This is a genomic window from Streptomyces sp. NBC_01257, from assembly GCF_035917255.1.
In the GTDB taxonomy this organism is placed as follows: domain Bacteria; phylum Actinomycetota; class Actinomycetes; order Streptomycetales; family Streptomycetaceae; genus Streptomyces.
On sequence record NZ_CP108472.1, the window covers coordinates 1,480,665 to 1,500,948 of the forward strand.

Consider the following 20,284-nt stretch of genomic DNA (forward strand, 5'->3'; position numbering starts at 1 on the left):
CACGGCACTTGGCCCCTGACCTCCGTGGGCACACACTGACCCGATGACGCAGCGCGTGGATCTCTCGACCGTGATGGACCGGCTCTCCATCGATGCAGTGATCACCGGCTACGCGGTGGCGGTGGACGACGGGGAGTGGAGCGACTACCGGGCCCTGTTCACCGCGGACGGCCGCGCCGACTACCGCACCGCGGGCGGCATCGAGGGCCCCGCCGCCGAGGTGGCGGACTGGCTCTCGCAGACCATGCTGCTCTTCCCCGTACGACAGCACCTGATCGTCAACCGCCGCCTGGACCTCCAGGACCTCGGCGGCTATCCGGGCGATCGCGCCCGGGTGCAGGCCGACTACATGAACCCGATGCGGCTGGAGAGCGGGCAGGCCGCCGACGGGGGCGCGGAAGCCGCCTCCGCGGACCGTCCGACCGCACCGAACTTCGTCTCCGGCGGGCGGTACGCCTTCGAACTGCTGCGAACCGACAGCGGCTGGCGGCTCCAGCGCGTGACGGTCCAGGAGAAGTGGCGGAGCCTGACGGACCCTCTCACCGCCGGTTGATCCGCCCCCGTCCGCTTCCGCTGCCCCACACTGGGGAACAAGCCCGGGAACGGATTCCGGACGGTCCGGTGATCGCTGCCTGACGGTGGTGGAACAAGGACCCGGACGGCGGACGAGGACCGGGCGGCAGGTCGAGGGCCGGACGCAGGTCGTCTGCCGGACGCAGGACGAGGAGGCGCGGGATGCCGAGCGGGGTCTGGCGGCAGGAGCGGGGCGAACGGGTGCTCGGTTCTCCCCTGTGGCGCGCGGTCGCCGCGCTCGTGGCCGGTGCGCTGCCCGCGCTCGCGTTCCCCGCGCCGGGGCTGTGGTGGTTCGCCTATGCCGCCCTGGTCCCGTGGCTGCTCCTGATCCGGTCCGCCGGTACGCCGCGCAGGGCGGCGCTCGACGGCTGGCTCGGCGGGACCGGCTACATGCTGGCGGTGCACCACTGGCTGATGCCGAGCCTGCATGTGTTCATCGTGGTGCTGGCGGCCCTGCTCGGGCTGCTGTGGGCACCGTGGGGGCTGCTGGTCTCCCGTCTCCTGGGCGGGCCGTCGTCCGGCGCCGGGGTCGCCGCCGCCGTGATCGTGGTCCCCTGCGGCTGGCTGATGATCGAACTGGTCCGCTCCTGGGAAGGTCTCGGCGGCCCCTGGGGGCTCCTCGGCGCCAGTCAGTGGCAGGTGACACCGGCGCTCCGGCTGGCGTCCGTGGGCGGGGTGTGGCTGGTGAGCCTCCTGGTGGTCGCGGTGAACACCGTGCTCGCCCTGCTGCTCACCGCCCCCGCCGTGCGTGCGGTGTCCGTCGTGCCGCTGATGGTGGCCGTCGTGGCCGTGGGCGCGGTATGGGTGTGGGCCCCGCAGCCCGAGCGGACGGGGACGACGCGGATCGCCGTCGTGCAGCCGGGTGTCGTCGAGGGTCCCGGCAGCGTGCAGCGCCGCCTCGCCCGCAGCGAGGAGCTGACCCGCGCACTGGCGGGCCGTGACGTCGACCTGGTCGTCTGGGGCGAGAGCAGTGTCGGGGTCGACCCGGCACGGCATCCCGAGGTCACCGCCCGGATCGCCGCGCTGTCGCGCCTGGTGGGCGCGGACGTGCTGGTCAACGTGGACGCCCGGCAGACCGACGCGGCGGGGCGGACCGGAATCTTCAAGAGCGCCGTGCTGGTGGGCCCGGAGGGGCTGACCGGGGACCGTTACGACAAGATGCGGCTGGTGCCCTTCGGCGAGTACATCCCGGCCCGTTCGGCGCTCGGCTGGGCCACCTCGATGGGGAAGGCCGCGGGCGAGGACCGGCTGCGCGGCTCGCGTCCGGTGACGATGACGCTGCCCGGCGCGGACGGCCTGCACATCGGTCCCCTGGTCTGCTTCGAGTCCGCGTTCCCCGACATGAGCCGGCGGCTGACCCGGGACGGCGCCCAGCTCCTGATCGCCCAGTCCTCCACGTCCTCGTTCCAGAACGGCTGGGCGCCCGGCCAGCACGCCTCACTGGGCGCCCTGCGGGCGGCCGAGAACGGCCGCCCGATGGTGCACGCCACGCTCACGGGCGTCAGTGCCGTGTACGGACCGCAGGGGCAGCGCGTCGGCGCTCCTCTCGGTACGGAGACGAGCGGGGCGGCCGTGTACGGCGTGCCGCTGGCCCGGGGCACCACGCTGTATGTGCGGCTGGGCGACTGGCCGCTGTACGGCGCCCTGGGCGTACTGGCGGCCTTCTGTGCCTTCGAGGGCGTGCGGTCGCTGCGCAGGCGCGGCCCGGCGGAGCCGGTGGGCGTGGTCGGCGCGGCAGGCCCGGCCGGCGGTCAGGGGGCGGTGCGCCCGGCTCGTACGGCCCCGGAGGCCCCGGCGGAGACGACGCCGTGAGCCTGCTGCTCAGGGGGTGCGGGGCGGCCCGTCGACCGTGACGATGTCGCCCATGGCGTCGACCGTGAGGGCGACGCGTTCGACCTTGTTGGTCACGCCGATGACCAGCCACACCGCGGCCCAGAGGAAGCAGGTGAGGGCGGTCAGGAGGGCGTGCAGCACATGGTTGGGCGGGCGGCCGCGGACCATGACGACCTGGGTCTCGGAGCGGGTCTCCACCCGCCAGCCGCTCGCGATCCGCTGGCTGACGGCCCAGTCGAGGATCAGGGCGCGCCGCAGGGCGTCGGGCGGCCGCCCGTCCGCCGAGTAGTACCCGGGCGGCGGCTGGAGCGCGCCCCAGCCCGATGGCTCGCGGTGGCGCTTCACCAGGTCACCTCCACGGGCCGGCGGTCCATCCACCCAGCCTGCATCGGCCCCCGCCCGCACGCATCCGGAGCCGTGCCGGGCCGTTGGGGCCCCGGCACGGCACGGACGCAGGAGCGCTACGCGCAGTCGAGGTCCCGCAGGACGCGCTCGCACAGCTCGTGCGTCGCCAGGGCGTCCCGGGCACTCAGCAGCTTCCCGGCCCGCACCGCGTCGAGGAACGACAGGACGCTCTGCTCGATGCCTCGCTGCCGGGCCACCGGCACCCAGTCGCCGCGCCGTCGCAGGCTCGGCTGGCCCTTGTGGTCGATGACCTCGGCGAGGTTGACCACCTCGCGCTTGGAGTCCTGGCCCGAGACCTCCAGCCGCTCCTCGGTCGAGCCGCTGAGCCGGTTCATCGCACCGATGGCGGTGAAGCCGTCGCCGGACAGCTGGAGCACCACGTGGTGCATGAGTCCGTCGCGGATCCGGGCCCGGACCACCGTGTGCTCGACGGGTCCGGGGACCAGGAAGCGCAGCGTGTCGACCACGTGGATGAAGTCGTCGAGGACCATGGCCCTCGGCTCCTCGGGCAGGCCGACCCGGTTCTTCTGCATCAGGATCAGCTCGCGCGGGTGCTCCACGCACTGCGCGTAGCCGGGTGCCACCCGGCGGTTGAAGCCGACGGCCAGCGTGACACCGCGTGCCTCGGCGAGCTCCACCAGACGCTCGGAGTCGGCGAGTTCGTAGGCGAGCGGCTTGTCCACGTAGGTGGGGACGCCCGCTTCGAGCAGCCGGCCGGTGATCTCCGGGTGCACGGCGGTGGGTGCGTGCACGAACGCCGCGTCCAGGCCCTGCGCGAGCAGCGAGTCCAGGTCGGTGTGGCACTGCCCGGCCGGGATGCGGTGGGTGGCGGCGACCGAGGCCAGGGTGGCGGGGGTGCGGGTCTGCAAATGCAGTTCGATCCCCGGCAGGGTGGTGAGTACCGGCAGATACGCCTTCTGCGCGATGTCGCCGAGCCCGATGCAGCCGACCTTCACAGGGTCTCCCTCTCGCTGTTCAACGCCGGACGTCGCGGTCCTCCGGAGCGGGGGCCCACCGCGGCTCCGCCGGCGTGTCCTTCGTCCCGGCAGCATACGTGGGCTGCGGCGGGCGCCAGTCGGCGATGCCGTCGAACGTGCGCAGGACGAGCCCGGGTCCGAGCCGGGAGACCGTGGTCATCACGAAGTCGCGTACGGCGACGGCGGGGGCGGAGCTCAGCCGCATCAGCCGGGACACCTGGGCGGCCTTGCGGACGACGGCGGCGGTCCGCGGCAGCCGGTCGGCGGTGTACGCGGCAAGACCCGCGCCGAGGTCGCCGCCCGGCGCCACGTGGTGGGCGAGCACGATCCCGTCCTCGATGGCCTGGTTGCCGCCCTGGCCCAGGGTGGGCGCCATGGCGTGGGCGGCGTCGCCGAGGAGGACGGTGCGGCCGCGGTGGAAGGCGGGCAGCGGCCGGGTCATCTGGTGCACGTCGTTGCGCAGGACGTCCTCGGGCCGGGCGGCGGCGATGATCTGCGGGACCGGGGCGTGCCAGTCGCCGAAGCGTCGCAGCAGTTCCGCCCGTTCGTCCCCGGCCCTCTCGCCGGCCGGGGCGACGGCCGCCGCGTACGCGTAGATCCGGCCGTCCTTGAGCGGCTGGCTGCCCCACAGGGCGCCCCGGCCCCAGGTCTCGTGGGGTGCGAAGGGCTCCGGGGGCGCGGGGACGACGACGCGCCAGGTGGTGAATCCGGCGTAGGACGGGCCGGGATGGTCCGGGAAGAGCGTGGCCCGTGCCGCCGAGTGGATGCCGTCGGCGCCGACGACGAGATCCGCCTCCATCGTCCCGTCCAGGGTCCGGATCATGGCAGGCCGGCCCCCGGCGACGCCCGGGTCGACCAGGTGCGCGGGGCAGTCCGTGCGGAGAGCGGACGCGGGCAGGGCGGCGGCGATGCGGTCGATGAGGGTGGCCCGGTGGAGCAGGACGAGCGGGCCGCCGAACCGCTCGGCCGCCGCCGCGCTGTCCGTACGGGAGAGCCAGCGGCCGTCCGGGCGGCGCATGCCTCCCTCGCCCTGCCAGGCGGCCAGGGACCTGATCTCGTCCCCGAGCCCGATGACGTCGAGCGCGCGCTGCGCGTTGGGGGCGAGGCCGATGCCGGCGCCGACGGGCGCCAGGGAGCCGGCCCGCTCCAGGACCGTGACCTGCCAGCCGGAGCGGTGCAGCGCCACCGCCGCGGTGAGACCACCGATTCCGCTGCCGATGACGACCGCGCGCGGAGCGTCCATGGCTCCTCCTCACACTCGGGAACTACACCTGTAGTGACGCGACCACGTTACTACAGCTGTAGTGAGAGCGATAGGTTGATCCCATGTCCCCACGCGCCGACGGTCCTCCCCGGGCCGAACTGATCACCGATGCCGCCCTCGCGCTCCTCGCCGAGCGCGGCATGCGAGGGCTGACCCACCGCGCGGTGGACGAGCGGGCCGGCCTCCCGCAGGGGTCGACCTCCAACTACGCGCGCACCCGGCAGTCCCTGCTGGAGGCCACGGTGCGCCGGCTCGCGGAGCGCGAGGCGCGGGTGCTCGCACCGGGCGAACTCCCGGCGCCCGGCGGTGCGAGCGGCCCGGGCGGTCCGTCCGCGTCGGCCGCGCCGCCCGGCCCCGACGCGCTGATCGCCGCTCTCGCGTCGGCCCTGCACCGCTATCTGGCCCGCCACCCCGAACTGCTCATCTGCCGGTACGAGCTCGCGCTGGAGGCCACCCGCCGCCCCGAACTGCGCACGTTCTTCGACGCGACGGGCCGGCAGTTCCGCGAGCCGCTCGAGGCGCTGATGGCGATGGCGGGATCGGCGGAGCCGGAACGCCACGCGCTGTCCCTGGTGGCCTGGTGCGAGGGGCTGATGTTCTCGTGCGCAGCCGGCTCCTATCACCGCTCCGTGCCGAGCGAAGCGGAGCTGCGTACCGGCTTCGGCGAACTGCTGCGCGGACTGCTGGGCCCCTGAGGCTCGCGGTCGCGCGGCCGTCGCGGACCTGCGACATGCGGGGCGCCGTGCTGACCGGGTCACTCGTGCGGGCCAATCAGGCCTTTCCCGCTCACCCGATGACCGGCCGGCACCCCAGAGTTGATCAGGTGCAACGAACCAGAACCACCGTGAAGCTCCTGGTCGGCGTGGCTGTCACGGCCCTGTCCGGGTGCGTGTCCGTTCAACCGCAGCCGAGTGCGCCCGCGCCCCCGGAGAGCAGCCGGGCGCCGCAGCTGCTGGCCCCGCAGATCATGCGGCCGCCGGTACGCGACACCCTGGAGGCGCTGCCGGACCCGAAGCCGTCACCTTCGGCCTCCCGCAGGGCGGCCGCGCCGCCGCCCGCGGCACGACGCGACATCCCACGCCCCGCGCAGGGGCACGAGCCGGCCCGGGCACCGGCGCGCCCGCAGCCGCGCCGGGCCGCCCCGCCGGTCCCCGTACCGGCCCTGCCGAAGCCCGTCACCGGGGCGGATGTGTGCGCGCTCGGGCGGGGGTACGGGCACTGGCCCGCGGGCAGCCCGCAGTCGCGGATCTGCGACGGCACCTACGGCCACTGACGCGACGGCGGCCCGCCCCGGTGGGGTCGGGCCGCTCCGCGCGCTCCTCGGCGGGTCAGAGCTCCCTCAGCCGCCTCTCCAGCCGCCCGATGGCCGCCCGGACGGCTCCCCCGTACCCGTCGTCCGCCCCGTCGTCCGCGAGGACGCCCGAGGCCTCCCGCGCCCGGTCCAGATGGATCCGGGCGGCCGCAGGACGCCGGAGCTTCACGTAGTCCGCCGCAAGGCTGAGATGCAGCGAGGGATAGAAGGCGCGCACCGCGAGCACGTCCCGGTTCTCCCCCCGCTCCCCGCGCTCCTCCGCCTGCTCGCGGGTGAGCGACTGCGCGGCGGTCAGCGCCCGCAGGTCCCAGGCCAGTTCGTCGCCGGGATCGTCCTGGGTGTCGGCCATGTAGTGCGCGAGGGTGCACCGCTCCAGCCCGTCACCGTCCACGCCGATCTCCGCCCAGATCGCTCCGAAGCGATTGCGGGCCTCCTCGCGGTCACCGCCGTGAAGCAGCATGACCGCCTGGCCGATTCTGGTCATGACGACGTCCGGCGACGTCTCCTGCTGCTCCGTCACTGCGGTCTCCCTCGCACCTGTCCACCCGCGCCCGGCCGCTTTCGGCCCACTCCGGCCGGTCCCGGGCGGACCCCGACAGCTTCTGTCGGGTTCCGCCCGGTTACGACCGGTTCGACGCTAGTCGCCCCGGCGGACAATCGCACTCAGGCTCGGGCGCGCCCTCAGCCCAGGTCGGGGATGCGCCAATCGATGGGCTGGTGGCCCTGCGCCGCGACCGCCTCGTTGATCTGGCTGAACGGGCGCGAGCCGAAGAACTTCTTCGCCGACAGCGGCGAGGGGTGCGCCCCCTTCACCACCACGTGACGCTCCTCGTCGATCAGGGGGAGCTTCTTCTGCGCGTAGTTGCCCCAGAGCACGAAGACGGCCGGGTCGGGACGCGAGGCGACCGCGCGGATCACGGCGTCCGTGACCTTCTCCCAGCCCTTGCCCTTGTGGGAGTTGGCCTCGCCCGCGCGCACCGTGAGCACCGCGTTGAGGAGGAGGACACCCTGCTCGGCCCACGGCATCAGATACCCGTTGTCCGGGACGGGGAGGCCGAGCTCCTCCTTCATCTCCTTGTAGATGTTCCGCAGGGAGGGCGGCGTCTTCACACCCGGCCGCACGGAGAAGCACAGGCCGTGCCCCTGGCCCTCGCCGTGATAGGGGTCCTGGCCGAGGACCAGGACCTTCACCTTCTCGTACGGCGTCGCCTCCAGCGCCGCGAACACCTGCTCCCGGGGCGGATAGACCGGCCCGTCGGCCCGCTCCTTCTCGACGAATTCGATGAGCTCCCCGAAGTAGGGCTTCTCGAGTTCTTCGCCGAGGACGCCGCGCCAGGACTCGGGCAGCGGATAGGTGTCGGTCACGTCAACAACCTCCGGTAAGCAATCAGGTCTTGACCTCAGAACCTACCGGGGACCACTGACAACGGGCTCCGGGAGCCCGGTGGCCGGGGCCCGGCGGCAGCGCGGCCGCCGGGCCCGGAGCCGCTACCAGCTCGCCTTGCGGTACAGCTCCCACATCTGCATGACGGTCTGCGGGTCCAGGGCGCGCTCGCCGCCGCCGATGTCCTCGCCCGCGGCGACGTAGAGCTTGCCCTGCCACAGCGGCAGCAGCCGGACGTCGTCGACGAGGATCGTCTGGGCCCGTTCGAACTGCTTGCTGACCGCGCCCCGGTCGCTCTCCTTGCGGGACTGCGGCAGCAGCTCGTTCGTGATCTCGTCCTTCATGTACGGCCTGCCGGTGACGCTGTCCTTGCCGACGAAGGGGGCGATGAAGTTGTCCGGGTCCGGGAAGTCCGGGAACCAGCCGCGGCCGAAGACGGGGAACTCCCCCTTGGTGAAGCCCTCCTGGAAGGTCTTCCAGGGCTTGCTCTTCAGGGTGATCCGGAACAGTCCGGACGACTCCAGCTGGCGCTTGAGCTCGGCGAACTCGGGCGCGGTCGACGATCCGTAGCGGTCGGTCGTGAACCAGAAGGTCATCGGGACCGGCTTCGTGATGCCGGCGTCGGTGAGGATCTTCTTGGCCTTCTTGCGGTCCGGGTCGCCGAACGTGTCGAAGAAGCTGGTCGTGTGGGCCGCGATGCCCTTGGGGACCATGGAGTAGAGCGGCTCCGCGGTGCCCCGGTAGACCTTGGCCACGAGAGCGTCACGGTCGACGAGCTGGGCTATCGCGCGGCGGACGGCCGGGTTCCCGGCGGACGGGTCCTCCGGGTTGAAGACGAGGAAACGGATGTCGGCGCCGACCGTCTCGACCAGCTGGAGATCGCTGTTCTTGTCCTTGTTGTCCTCGAGGTTGACGACCTCCTCGGCGGACAGCCCGCGGTAGGTGGCGTCGATCTCGCCGCTCTTGAGGGCCGGGACCAGGGCGGCGGACTCCTTGAAGTACCGGATGGTCACCGCGTCGTTCTTGCGGTCGGCGAAGCCCTTGTAGTCGGGGTTCTTGACCAGCTCGGAGCGGTCCCCCGGCTTGTACGCGTCCAGCAGGTAGGGACCGGACCCCGTCACCTTGCCGTCGTCACGGATCTTGTTCTTCGAGTACGCGCTGGGCGCCACCAGCGACATGGCGGGCGTGGCCAGGATGAACGGGAAGGTGGCGTCGGGCTTCGTCAGGTGGAAGATGACGATGTCGTCGCCCTTGGTCTCCACCCGGTCGAGCGAGCCGAGCATGCCGACCGGGCCGCCCTTGACCCCGATCGTCCTGATCCGGTCGATGGAGTACTTCACGGCCTCCGCGTCGAGCGTGTCCCCGTTGGAGAACTTCAGCCCCTCGCGGAGCTCGCAGCGGTAGGCGGTGCTGGTCGTGTCCGTGAACCTGCAGTTGTCCGCGGCGTCGGGCTCGGGGCTCGTACTGCCGGTGGGAAAACTCACCAGGGTCTGGAACACGTTGCGCATCAGCTCCCAGGAGCCGTCCCAGGCCGCGGCGGGGTCGAGTGTGGACGGCGAACTGGTGGTCCCGACCGCCAGCTTCTGTTCCACGTCCGAACCGCCGCCGGGGAGCAGACCGCAGCCGGCCAGCAACGACAGGGAAGCAAGGGCTGCAGCAGCCTGCAGACTGGCCCGGTAGAACACGTGCACGCTCCTCGATCAGCCATGGGTCGGCAGACCATACCGCAGCGCCCCACCGGGTCAATCCGCAGGCCCGGTGGGGCACTTGAGTCAATCAGGGCGAAACCGGCCCAGGCCGTTCTCAGCCCACGCCGGCATTCAGGAAAATCCCGCCGTCGACCACGAGGGTCTGACCGGTGATCCAGTCGGACTGGCTGGAGGTGAGGAAGGCCGCGGCGCCGCCGATGTCCTCGGGCACACCGAGCCGGCCCAGCGGGTAGGCGGCGGCCGCCTCCGCCTCGCGGCCCTCGTACAGCGCCTGAGCGAACCTGGTCTTCACGACCGCGGGAGCGATCGAGTTGACCCGGACGACCGGCGCGAACTCGTGGGCCAGCTGCAGGGTCAGGTTGACCATGGCCGCCTTGCTCATGCCGTACGCGCCGATGAAGGGCGAGGCGGAGACACCCGCGACGGATGCGATGTTCACGATCGCCCCGCCGTTCTCCTTCTGCCAGGCCTTCCAGGTCTGCTGGGCGAAGCCGAGCGCCGAGATCACGTTCGTCTCGAAGACCTTGCGGGCCACGTTGAGGTCGAGCTCGGCGATCGGCCCGAAGACCGGGTTGGTGCCGGCGTTGTTGACCAGGAAGTCGACCCGGCCGAACGCCTCCATGGTCCGCTCGACGGCCGCCGCCTGGTGCGCCTCGTCGTGCGCCTTGCCCGCGACCGCGATGACCCGGTCGGAACCGAGCGCCTCGACGGCCTCCTTCAGCGCGTCCTCGCCGCGTCCGGTGATGCACACCCGGTCGCCGCGGGCGACGAGCGCCTCCGCGATGCCGTAGCCGATGCCGCGGCTCGCGCCGGTGATGAGCGCGACCTTGCCGCTGTCCTGAACAGTCATGATGTCGGTAGCCCTTCGGGTCAGTTGAGCGGTCCGCCGGCGACGTACATGACCTGGCCGGAGACGAAGCCCGCGTCGTCGCCCGAGAAGAAGGCGATGGCGTTGGCGATGTCCTCGGGGAAGCCGACGCGCTGCACCGGGATCTGGGTGGCGGCGGCGGCCTGGAACTCCTCGAAGCCCATGCCGACGCGCTCCGCGGTCTGCGCGGTCATCTCGGTGACGATGAAGCCGGGCGCCACGGCGTTGGCGGTGATGCCGAACTTGCCGAGCTCCTTGGCCAGGGTCTTGGTGAAGCCCTGCAGACCCGCCTTGACCGCGGCGTAGTTGGCCTGGCCGCGGTTGCCGAGAGCCGAGGAGGAGGACAGCGAGACGATCCGGCCGAACTTGGCGTCGACCATGTGCTTCTGGACGGCCTTGGCCATCAGGAACGCGCCCTTGAGGTGCACGTTCATCACGATGTCCCAGTCGGACTCGCTCATCTTGAAGAGCAGGTTGTCACGGAGCACGCCCGCGTTGTTGACGAGGATCGTCGGGGCGCCGAGCTCCGCGGCGACGCGCGCGACGGCGGCTTCCACCTGAGCGCTGTCCGACACGTCACAGCCGACGGCGAGGGCCTTGCCCCCGGCGGCGGTGATCTTCTCGACGGTGTCCTTGCAGGCCGCCTCGTCCAGGTCGAGTACGGCGACGGCGCGGCCCTCGGCCGCCAGGCGTACCGCGGTGGCGGCACCGATGCCCCGTGCGGCTCCCGTCACGATGGCTACGCGCTGCTCGGTGGTGGACATGCTTGGCTCTCCTCGCCCTTGGATCGCGGCTCAGCGGACGTCGGGCACGCTCCCGCGAGAACGTCCCCGATAACTGAGCAACCGCTTAGTACCTCAGCAGACGAGACGCTAGAAGCCCTGGCACCCGGTGTCAACGGCCCACGGACGCAGCGGCGCATGTCACACCCGACGGCGCCGCCTCCGCGGAGCGCGGGGGCGGCGCCGAAGGGGTTCGTTCAGCGCACCAGCAGGTCGAGCAGCCGTTCGACCTCGGCGGCGGGGTCGGTGGTGAGACCGCTGTGCACCGGGCTCGGCTGGATGACGGTGGAGCGGGGAGCGATCAGCCAGCGGAAGCGCCGTCCGGCATCGTCACCGGCGGCCTGGCCCGCGTCCGCGCCGCCGCGGCAGACGCCCTCGACGGCGTGCAGCGCGGCCCGCACCCCGGTCACGTCGGCACCCGGGTCCAGGGCCCTGAGCTTGCCCTCGTCGAGCTCGGTGCGGGCGGCGACGAAGCCCTTGGCGCGGCAGTAGACCACGACTCCGGCATTGAAGAACTCGCCGCGCTGGACCCGTGGCACCACGCGCAGCAGGGCGTACTCGAAGACATCGCGCTTGGTCACGGCCGGCCGCCCTTGTCGCTGTTCTGGTTGTCGTGCCGCGGGGCCAGGCGTTCGCTGAGCCAGCCCGGCGCCTGGGACGGCTTGGCCGCCGTCGGCGCGTCCAGGACGATCCGCTCGTGGATCGTGGCGGCGCGCGGCAGCAGCGCGTCCACGTACGCGCGGCGCAGCTGGTCCGTCGAGTCGAATCCCGGCTCGTCCACCAGCCACTCGTCCGGCACGTCGGCCGCGACCTCGGTCAGCAGTTCCTCGGTGACCAGCGGCGCGAGCTCGGCGGCGGCCGCCGCGACATCGGGCCCGAAGGGTGCCAGCGCGTGATCGGACGCGTTGTACGGCTTGGCGGCGGACGCCTGGGCGCCCGGCCAGTTGTGGTGCCAGATCATGGTGGCACCGTGGTCGATGAGCCACAGGTCGCCGTGCCAGACCAGCATGTTCGGATTGCGCCAGGAGCGGTCGACGTTGTTGATCAGGGCGTCGAACCAGACGACCCGGCCGGCCTCGCGGGGGCCGACCTCGTAGGCGAGCGAGTCGAACCCGAGGGAGCCCGGCAAGAAGTCCATGCCGAGATTGAGCCCGCCGCTGGCCTTGAGGAGCTCCTGCACCTCCTGATCGGGCTCGGCGAGCCCGATCACCGGGTCCAGCTGGATCTGCACGAGTTCGGGCACCCGCAGCCCGAGCCGCCGCCCGAGCTGTCCGCAGATCACCTCGGCGACGAGGGTCTTGCGGCCCTGTCCGGCTCCGGTGAACTTCATGACGTACGTACCCAGGTCGTCGGCCTCGACGATCCCGGGGAGCGAACCACCCTCACGCAAAGGCGTGACATAGCGGGTCGCTACGACTTCTTGCAACACTTTCCCAGGCCACCCATCTCTTCAGCATGACAATCCGTGGACGACCTCTCCGGAGCGCAGAGGCACGAATCACGGGTCAACGGCGCTGGGGAGAATTGGTGCGAAGTGAGCATCGTAACCGAGGGTGATCGCTTCCTCAGCAAGCGGGAGCGGCTCCGTCCCGGCATCGCACACACCGGCAAAACCGTCACCGTGGTCATCGAGAAGACCTGCTTCCGTAAGTCCCGGTCTCCGAGGCGTCCACGATCAAGGAGGAAGCTTCACCTCGGGCGCTCCCCGCGTCGCCGAGCGTGCAGCTTGTGACCACTAGAGGATAAGCAGAGCGTGCGCCACACTCATGAGCGTGCATCGCACGCATGCGCGTTGCGCGTACGCCGCACCAGCAACGACAAGGCATTTTCCCGATGCCGGTTACAGGTCAGCTCATCTCGGGGGACAATATGGATTACATTGAGAGAGATCTTGAAATATGCGCGTTGCGCACTGCACTCGATGAGTGCCGGGGCGGCGCAGCCCGCATAGTCGTCATCGAGGGAGCCGCGGGATGCGGCAAGAGCGAGCTCATCGACTCCCTCACCGAATGGGCCGACGAGGGCGACCTGGTCCTGAGGGCATTCGGTTCGCCGACCGAGCGGGATCTCCCCCTGGGCCTGATGCAACAGCTGACCGGGGACGCACCGGCCGGCGCCGTCCCCGAGGTCTCCGTGGCACCGGACGGCGAGCCACAGGTGAGCGCGATGCGTGAATTCCAGGCGGCGTTGGAGGGACTGAGCGCCACGAGGCCGGTCGTGATCTCCGTAGACGACGTGCACCACGCGGACAGCGCCTCCTTGCGCTATCTCCTGCACATCGTCCGGCACAGCCGCTCCACCCGGATGCTGCTGGTGCTCACGATGCCCCTGCACCAGGACACCCAGGACGCCTCCTTCGGTACGGAGCTGCTGCGCAGCCGCAACGTCCGGCGCATCCGGCTGCGGCGGCTCACCCCTGAGGGCTGCCGACGCATCGCGCACTCCGCCCCCGGCCCCACACCACGCGAGGCGGTTTCGGGCGAGCTGCACGCGATCAGCGGGGGCAACCCCTTGCTGCTGCGTGCCCTCTTAGAGGAACACCGCTCCGCGCCCGCCACCGCCGATGGCTTCCGCCCCGAGCAGGGCGGACTGTTCGGACAGGCGGTGCTGACCTGCCTGCGGCACAGCGGCCCCCGCATGCTGGACGTCGCCGCGGCGCTGGCCGTGCTGGGCGACGCCTACACGCCGGAGCGGGCGGGCGCACTCCTGGGCGTCCCGGCTTTCAACGTGGCACAGTCGGTCGCCTCGCTGTCCGCCTCCGGCATCCTCACAGGACACCGCTTCCCGCACCCGCACACGCAGACGGCCGTCCTGGACCAGGTTCCGGCCAAGGTGCTCGCCGACCTGCATCTGCGTACCGCCGAACTGCTGCACGTGGAGGGCGAATCCGTCATCAGTGTCGCCGGACACCTGCTCGACGCCGCCCGGCTGGGCGGATCGCTCACCGTCTTTCCCGGGACAGTGGACGTACTACGGGAGGCCAGCGAGGATCTGCTCACACAACGCGATCTCGTCCGGGCCACCCAAGCACTCGAACTCGCCCATAAACTCAGCAGTGACGAGCAGCAACGGGTCGACATCAAGACCCGGCTCGCGGCCGTCACCTGGCGGGTCAACCCAGGACAGGCGGAGAAACACCTCTCCGCCCCGCTCGCGGTGCTCCGCGCCGGCCGCCTGGCCGCGGAGCGGCTGGCGCCGCTGGCCGGACTCCTCACCTGCCAGGGCCGGGTCGCCGAGGCGGGCGAGGTGATGTCCAGGATCCTCCGGGAGACCGTGGCAAGCAGCACAGGAGGCCGGGACCGGACCGGATTCGAAACCCGCCCTGACGAGACCACGGACGCGCCCGGAGCCCGGGCGGCCCATTCACGGGGGCCCGGCGGAGGGTCACTCGACCAGGAAGCCGGGAGCAGCACGGAGACGTCGGCCGCCGAACGCTACTTGCGTACGGTCGTCCTCACCGACGACACGCTCGCACCGGTGATGCGCGCCCTGAGGTCTCTCACCTACTTCGGCCATCCCGACCGGGCCGCCGCCTGCTGCCGCGAGCTGATCGCCGAGGCCGAGCGGCAGAAGGCCCCCGCCTGGCAGGCGCTGTTCTCCTCGGCTCTCGCGGCAGTGCTGCTGCGCCTGAGTGACCTGTCGGCCGCCGAGGACTACGCGCGAAGAGCGCTCGGCTGCCTGCCGGAGCAGAGCAGCAGCGCGTTCGTCGGAAGTCCGGCCGCCACCCTGATCCGGGCACTCACCCTCATGGGCGACCATGCGGCGGCCGCCCGCCAGCTTCACCAGCCCGTCGCCGACACGCTGTTCAAGAGCACCCACGGCCTCTCCTATCTGCGCGCACGCGGCCAATACCTGATGGCGACGCATCAACTGCACGCCGCACTGGGCGACTTCCTCGAAGCGGGCCGGCTCGCCGGGAGCTGGGGCCTGGACCGGCCGGCGGTACTTCCCTGGCGGACGGACGCGGCCGACGTACTGTTCCGGCTCGGTGAGACGCAGCGTGCCCGGACTCTCGTGGAGCAGCAGTTCGCCGATCCGGACGCGCGCCGGCCATGGGTGCGCGGAATCAGCTTGCGTCTACGCGCGATGACCTCGGACCCGCGCCAGCGGCTCACCCTGCTCAACCAGTCCGCCGACGAGCTCGGCCGGTCCGGCGACCGGGTGGAGCTGGCGCGTACGCTCGCCGAGCTGAGCCGCGCGCTGCGGGCGGTGTCCGAGCCCGCCCGGGCGGACGCGGTGATCCGCAAGGCGTGGAACCTGGCGCGGGAGTGCGGTGCGGAGGCGCTGTGCGAGGAGTTCAGCCCGGAACTCGGCCCGGAGGACCGGATGCTGCAGCGCGGCGCCCCGGAGGAGTTCTGCTCCGATCTCGACACGAAACTGAGCGACTCCGAGCGCCGGGTGGCCACGCTCGCGGCGAGCGGGTACACGAACCGGGAGATCTCCCTGAAGCTGCACATCACCGTCAGCACCGTCGAACAACACCTGACGCGCGTCTACCGCAAGCTCAACATCACGCGCCGACAGGATCTTCCGGTGGACCTCCACCTCGCGGTCTCCACGGCCGAAGCGGTCTGATGGGCCCGGACGGTCCGGCCGGGCCGCGACGGCCCGACCGGCCGGACAGGTCCTGTCACACACGTTCGCTTCGAGGGAAGGACCGGCCTCCGTGCCGCACGGAAAGCTGTTTGCGCTCAGCGACCAGCACGTCAGCCATTCGGAAAACCGGCGCATCACCGAGTCGGTCAGACCGGAGTCCGACGACGACTGGCTGCTCATCGCCGGGGATGTCGGCGAGAAGTTCGAAGACATCGCCTGGGCGCTGAAACTTCTCTCGGAGCGGTTCCGCCGAGTCGTCTGGGCCCCCGGCAACCACGAACTCTGGACCCATCCGGCCGACCCTGTCACTCTGCGCGGCAAGGCCCGCTACGACTCCCTGGTCGCGCTCTGCCGGGAGCTCGACGTGTCGACGCCGGAGGATCCGTACCCGGTCTGGCCGGGCGAGGAGGAACCCGTCACCGTCGCCCCGTTGTTCGTCCTGTACGACTACTCCTTCCGCGCTCCCGGGGCCCGTACGAAGGAGGAGTCTCTGCGGGTGGCCTATGAGTCAGGGGTGGTGTGCACCGACGAGTACCTGCTCCACCCCGACCCGTACCCGTCGCGCGACGCCTGGTGCCGGGCCCGGGTCGCCCTCACCGAGGAGCGGCTCTCGGCCATCGATCCGCAGCACCGCACCGTCCTGGTCAACCACTATCCGCTGGTGCGGGACCCCACGCGGGTCCTGAGGTATCCCGAGTTCGCCCAGTGGTGCGGCACACAGCTGACCGCCGACTGGCACCTCCGGTTCCGGGCGGCCGTCGTCGTCTACGGGCACCTCCACATACCCCGGGTCATCTGGCGCGACGGCGTCCGCTTCGAAGAGGTGTCGATCGGGTACCCGCGGGAGTGGCGCTCCCGGCCGCCCCGCCCGCCGCTGCGTCAGATCCTGCCGAGCCCCGCGTCGGAGCGTCTGACGTGATCAACTCCGTGCTGCCCCCGGAGGTGGCTGCCGTGAGTGTGTTCGGCGACCTGTCGACCCTGGCCGGCCATGGGCTCTTCCCGGCGGAGGCGGCGACGATCGCAAGGTCGGTGCCGCGCCGCCGCGCCGAGTTCACCACTGTCCGGCTGTGCGCCCGCCGTGCGCTGGACGAGCTGGGCGTACCTCCGGTTCCCCTGGTTCCGGGGAAGCGGGGCGCTGTCGAGTGGCCGGCCGGCGTGACCGGCAGCATGACCCACTGCACCGGCTTCCGCGCGGCGGCGGTCGCCCGCTCCGAGGTCGCCGCGTCGCTGGGCATCGACGCGGAGCGGAACGAGCCCCTGCCCGAAGGCATCCTGGAGGTCATCTCCCTGCCGCGCGAGAGGGCCTCTGTCGCCGCACTCGCACGTCAACGCCCCGACGTGCACTGGGACCGGCTGCTGTTCAGCGCCAAGGAGTCAGTGTTCAAGACCTGGTATCCGCTGACCCGTCGCGAGCTCGACTTCACCGAGGCGGAGCTCCAGTTCGACCTCGGATCAAGCACGTTCTCCGCGCGGCTCCTGACACCCGGCCCCGTGGTCGCCGGACGTCGTCATGGAACGCTCTCCGGGCGCTGGACCGTGGGACGCGGCTTCGTCCTCACCGCGATCGTCCTGCCGGCCTGAAGCGGCCCCCGGCAGCCCCCCGCCCGGAGCAAGCGCCGAGATCCTCCCCTGCCCCTCCCCGGAGGGGCATGCCCGGACGGCGCCACAACGCGAAACCGAGTAAAGGGGAAGTAAATGATATGCATTAATTGCGTAAATGATAATCGGTAACTAATCCCCTCGGCTACGATCCACGAACGAGCAAGCAAAGTCAGATTCGCTGACCACGAATCCCGGCCGAGGCGGCCTTTCCGGGGCGAGATCTCCGGACACCCCCTCGTTGCGCACCCTTGCTCAATTCCACCACCAAGCCGAAGCTTGCCGATTCCATCCCCCGCGCGCCCGTACTCTCAGATCACTCACGAGCGAATTTAAGCTCGATTTTTGGATATCTTAGAGTCGACGCCTGAAACGACCTGCGGCCGCAAGGGGGAGCAGCGAATGCCGGCAGCCAGAGGGTTCCACTCGGTCGAGAAGCGCGCACCAATGGACCACGGCGGCGCACTGGGGACCGGCGGCGACGAGTCGCCACTCGGCCGCGACGCGCGCCCGCCGGGCTCGACGACCCCCACTCCGACGGCAGGCGGCCCGACGGGCGGCACGGCCTTGCACACGCTGGTCGGCGAGATGAGCGCCCGCTGCCAGTACGAGTTCCTCCTGGTCCTGCCCAGCGGCGCCCGCCCTTGCCAGTCATTCCCCGCCGCCCGGACCATCACCCTGGACCTGCTGGCCCGCGGGGTGCGGGCACGACTCATCTACCAGCACGCCATACGGGGCGACCTGGTCACCCGGGCATTGGTGCGGGAACTGATCCAGCACGGGGCCGAGATCAGGACAAGTGCCGAGCTGATAGATCCGCTCGTCGCCTTCGACCGCAAGACCCTCGTCCTACCCCACTCCCCGGACTTCTCCGGGGACGTCGGCACGACGGGGACAGTCGCGGTGCGTGACCCGGCAATGGTGGCGTTCGCATGTGGTGCTTTCGAAAACCTATGGAACACCGCATGCCCGCTCATTCCAGACACGAAGGACACCACGCACACTATCGATGCGCTCACGAAATCGATTGTTCACCTTATGGCAATGGGCCATAAGGACGAAATGGTGGCTCGCCGGCTCGGCATATCGGTGCGTACCTGCCGTAGGCATATCGCTAAAATCATGGATGAACAGGGCGCCATCAGCCGTTTCCAGGCCGGCGTTATCCTGACCCGGGCGGGCCTCGTGGCCGAACCTGTTGAGGAGCCCCGGACGGTCATGACGGAGAGCGATTCCGTCTCATCGGAAAACCCTTGAGCCGAGGATGGTCCGATGCCCTCTGCGGAGGCTCCCGGTACCTCACCGGCGTAGTGAACGGGACGACTGCCTACGCGTCGGGGAACCTGGCGGCGCCGTCCGCCGGGGGCGGCCGCCGGCACGGCAGGGCATCGGCTCCCGGCTGCACGCTACGAGCGGTTCCACTCCGGCTTGTCATCCGGGTCCGTCGAGCCCTCCCGGCCCGCGAGAACCGCTTTGAGTCCTTCCGTCAGATCCTGCGCCGACGGCGCCGAGGCACGGTCCATCATCCACTGGACCATGACGCCGGCGAGTAGTGCCTGACAGAACAGCCCGGCCACCCGCGCCCTCTCAGGTTCCTTCTCCGGATCGATCCCCAGCATGTTCTCCGCGAGGCCGTTCCGGCCCTCGCGCTGCGGGCCGACCAGAGCCTTCTGCAGTTCGGGATCGGTGTCGATCCTGGAGATGACCTCCATCTGGAGCTGCCATACCGACCGGGTCCGCTCATAGCTGCCGATCACACGTTCCCAGGTCTTGAGGAACTGGTCGAGCGGGGCCCGGGAGCCGTCCTCGCCGCCGACGCCACTCTCGGGCTCATTGGTCAGCAAGTCGCCCCATTCCTCCGTCACCTTGATGAAGGCGAGGTTGAGCAGGGCCTCCTTGGAGCCGTAGTGATAGCCGATGGAGGCAAGGTTGGTCCCGGAGGCGGCCACAATGTCACGTGCCGTCGTCCGGGCGTATCCCTTCTCCAGCAGGCAGCGCTTGGCACCTTCGAGCAGATCCTCACGATGTCCCATGGCAGCAGCGTACCCGGCATGCAGACGGACGTGTAAGACGGACGTGTAAGGCGCCGGATACGGAGACTGCGGAAGGACTCGGCCAGTCAGACCCACCGAGTGGGCCGACACCGCACCGTCCGGGCGGCGTTGTCGTCAACGAGGACGACCGGCGCCTCGCCGAGGATCCTACCCCGACCACCCCCGACCACGCCGACGACGCCGGGACATTCCTCCCGGCGCCGCGGCGCGACCGTGTGGTTGGCGGGCGCCAGGCCCGCGTCGCGCTTACCGATGGCTGCGAGCGGTTCGGAGTGCCGGGTCTGTGCCGGGGCCGGCATCCCTCGTACGCCTCAGCCCGCCGTTCTCACAGTGCCCCGATCAGCGGCCCAAGGGCCCGGTACCGAGTTCCGAGCCCCGAGGGCGGGTCGACCAGCCGCTCAGCTCTCGATCCAGCCGTGGTTCTTGGCGAACTGCAGCATCCCCTGGCGTACTTGGAGAATGTGCTCCGCGGTGAGCCCCGGGGCCGATTTCAGCAGGATCTCCGTGACGTCCCGCAGGTACTCCTCCGCGTTGAGCACGTCACACAACACGTCGTCGCCGTCTGCGGCCTGCCTGATCAGCGACTCGGAGCGCTGCGTGAAGGCGGCCTCCGTCACCGGCGCGGCCGCGACGCCACTGCCCGAGGCCAAGCGCACGGAGGACGCCTTCAGACCCCGGTCGCCCTGCTCGATCTCGAACTGGACCATCAGGCCGGGCCGGAGCGTTTCCTCGGCCATGCGAAGGTCGTTCACGTGCAGAAAGACGTCCTCACCCCCATGGTCAGGGGTGATGAACCCGTAACCCTTCGCGCTGTCGAAACGCACCACGCGACCACTGACCATGGATGACACCTCTCAACGAGTCCCGGACCCGTGTCCGGGACAAACCTTGTCGCACCAGGCCGCCCGGACCCCACTCCGGACGCTCC

The 20,284-nt window shown here is 70.8% G+C and carries 20 protein-coding genes; 8 read left to right on the top strand and 12 right to left on the bottom strand.

Features of this window, described 5'->3' with window-relative positions; genetic code table 11:
• Positions 1-43: 43 nt before the first annotated feature.
• Both OG408_RS06120 and lnt read left to right on the top strand, forming a co-directional pair.
• Complete coding sequence (locus OG408_RS06120; RefSeq protein ID WP_266776174.1) at positions 44-553, top strand: nuclear transport factor 2 family protein; 510 nt, start codon at positions 44-46, stop codon at positions 551-553.
• Between the two features lie 182 nt (positions 554-735).
• Positions 736-2,385, top strand: a complete 1,650-nt coding sequence (gene lnt / locus OG408_RS06125) for an apolipoprotein N-acyltransferase (protein WP_326668723.1) — start codon at positions 736-738, stop codon at positions 2,383-2,385.
• Between the two features lie 9 nt (positions 2,386-2,394).
• On the opposite strand, the gene OG408_RS06130 is transcribed toward lnt, so the two are convergent.
• The 3 genes from OG408_RS06130 to OG408_RS06140 all read right to left on the bottom strand — a co-directional run bounded on the left by OG408_RS06130 (position 2,395) and on the right by OG408_RS06140 (position 5,031).
• Positions 2,395-2,751, bottom strand: a complete 357-nt coding sequence (locus tag OG408_RS06130) for a hypothetical protein (RefSeq protein WP_326668725.1) — start codon at positions 2,749-2,751, stop codon at positions 2,395-2,397.
• Positions 2,752-2,867: 116 nt separating this feature from the next.
• Positions 2,868-3,767, bottom strand: a complete 900-nt coding sequence (locus OG408_RS06135; protein ID WP_285572031.1) for a Gfo/Idh/MocA family protein — start codon at positions 3,765-3,767, stop codon at positions 2,868-2,870.
• Between the two features lie 19 nt (positions 3,768-3,786).
• Positions 3,787-5,031 (bottom strand): FAD-dependent monooxygenase, encoded by a 1,245-nt coding sequence (locus tag OG408_RS06140; RefSeq protein ID WP_326668728.1) that lies wholly within the window; start codon positions 5,029-5,031, stop codon positions 3,787-3,789.
• A gap of 83 nt (positions 5,032-5,114) precedes the next feature.
• Here OG408_RS06140 and OG408_RS06145 point away from each other — a divergent pair, with 83 nt between their 5' ends.
• Both OG408_RS06145 and OG408_RS06150 read left to right on the top strand, forming a co-directional pair.
• Positions 5,115-5,747, top strand: coding sequence for a TetR/AcrR family transcriptional regulator (locus OG408_RS06145; protein WP_266776184.1), 633 nt, complete (start codon positions 5,115-5,117; stop codon positions 5,745-5,747).
• Positions 5,748-5,875: 128 nt separating this feature from the next.
• Entirely contained in the window at positions 5,876-6,325 is a 450-nt protein-coding gene (locus OG408_RS06150; protein WP_285572024.1) for a hypothetical protein, read from the top strand.
• Positions 6,326-6,380: 55 nt separating this feature from the next.
• Here OG408_RS06150 and OG408_RS06155 read toward each other — a convergent pair whose 3' ends face one another.
• The 7 genes from OG408_RS06155 to OG408_RS06185 all read right to left on the bottom strand — a co-directional run bounded on the left by OG408_RS06155 (position 6,381) and on the right by OG408_RS06185 (position 12,536).
• On the bottom strand, positions 6,381-6,884 hold the full coding sequence (locus OG408_RS06155; protein WP_326668732.1) for a hypothetical protein: 504 nt from the start codon (positions 6,882-6,884) through the stop codon (positions 6,381-6,383).
• Between the two features lie 161 nt (positions 6,885-7,045).
• On the bottom strand, positions 7,046-7,729 hold the full coding sequence (locus OG408_RS06160; RefSeq protein WP_266776190.1) for a uracil-DNA glycosylase: 684 nt from the start codon (positions 7,727-7,729) through the stop codon (positions 7,046-7,048).
• A 123-nt stretch (positions 7,730-7,852) separates the two neighbouring features.
• Entirely contained in the window at positions 7,853-9,433 is a 1,581-nt protein-coding gene (locus OG408_RS06165) for an ABC transporter substrate-binding protein (protein ID WP_266776192.1), read from the bottom strand.
• A gap of 118 nt (positions 9,434-9,551) precedes the next feature.
• On the bottom strand, positions 9,552-10,307 hold the full coding sequence (locus OG408_RS06170; protein ID WP_266776194.1) for an SDR family oxidoreductase: 756 nt from the start codon (positions 10,305-10,307) through the stop codon (positions 9,552-9,554).
• A 20-nt stretch (positions 10,308-10,327) separates the two neighbouring features.
• Positions 10,328-11,089, bottom strand: a complete 762-nt coding sequence (fabG, locus tag OG408_RS06175; protein WP_266776196.1) for a 3-oxoacyl-ACP reductase FabG — start codon at positions 11,087-11,089, stop codon at positions 10,328-10,330.
• A 215-nt stretch (positions 11,090-11,304) separates the two neighbouring features.
• Complete coding sequence (locus OG408_RS06180; protein ID WP_285572014.1) at positions 11,305-11,688, bottom strand: DUF3037 domain-containing protein; 384 nt, start codon at positions 11,686-11,688, stop codon at positions 11,305-11,307.
• Positions 11,685-12,536, bottom strand: coding sequence for a HipA family kinase (locus OG408_RS06185; RefSeq protein WP_285572008.1), 852 nt, complete (start codon positions 12,534-12,536; stop codon positions 11,685-11,687). The genes OG408_RS06180 and OG408_RS06185 overlap by 4 nt, the downstream gene beginning before the upstream one ends.
• Positions 12,537-12,976: 440 nt before the next feature.
• Between OG408_RS06185 and OG408_RS06190 the strand changes: the two genes are divergently transcribed.
• The 4 genes from OG408_RS06190 to OG408_RS06205 all read left to right on the top strand — a co-directional run bounded on the left by OG408_RS06190 (position 12,977) and on the right by OG408_RS06205 (position 18,559).
• Positions 12,977-15,682 (top strand): AAA family ATPase, encoded by a 2,706-nt coding sequence (locus tag OG408_RS06190; protein WP_285572101.1) that lies wholly within the window; start codon positions 12,977-12,979, stop codon positions 15,680-15,682.
• 91 nt (positions 15,683-15,773) lie between these two features.
• Positions 15,774-16,622 carry a metallophosphoesterase family protein gene (locus OG408_RS06195; RefSeq protein ID WP_326668737.1) on the top strand — a complete coding sequence of 283 codons (849 nt, stop codon included), beginning with the start codon at positions 15,774-15,776 and terminating at the stop codon, positions 16,620-16,622.
• On the top strand, positions 16,619-17,284 hold the full coding sequence (locus tag OG408_RS06200; protein WP_266776203.1) for a 4'-phosphopantetheinyl transferase family protein: 666 nt from the start codon (positions 16,619-16,621) through the stop codon (positions 17,282-17,284). The genes OG408_RS06195 and OG408_RS06200 overlap by 4 nt, the downstream gene beginning before the upstream one ends.
• Positions 17,285-17,704: 420 nt before the next feature.
• Complete coding sequence (locus tag OG408_RS06205; RefSeq protein ID WP_266776205.1) at positions 17,705-18,559, top strand: hypothetical protein; 855 nt, start codon at positions 17,705-17,707, stop codon at positions 18,557-18,559.
• A gap of 149 nt (positions 18,560-18,708) precedes the next feature.
• On the opposite strand, the gene OG408_RS06210 is transcribed toward OG408_RS06205, so the two are convergent.
• Both OG408_RS06210 and OG408_RS06215 read right to left on the bottom strand, forming a co-directional pair.
• Positions 18,709-19,335, bottom strand: coding sequence for a TetR/AcrR family transcriptional regulator (locus tag OG408_RS06210; protein WP_285571997.1), 627 nt, complete (start codon positions 19,333-19,335; stop codon positions 18,709-18,711).
• Between the two features lie 419 nt (positions 19,336-19,754).
• On the bottom strand, positions 19,755-20,198 hold the full coding sequence (locus tag OG408_RS06215) for a cold-shock protein (protein ID WP_266776209.1): 444 nt from the start codon (positions 20,196-20,198) through the stop codon (positions 19,755-19,757).
• Positions 20,199-20,284: the final 86 nt, after the last annotated feature.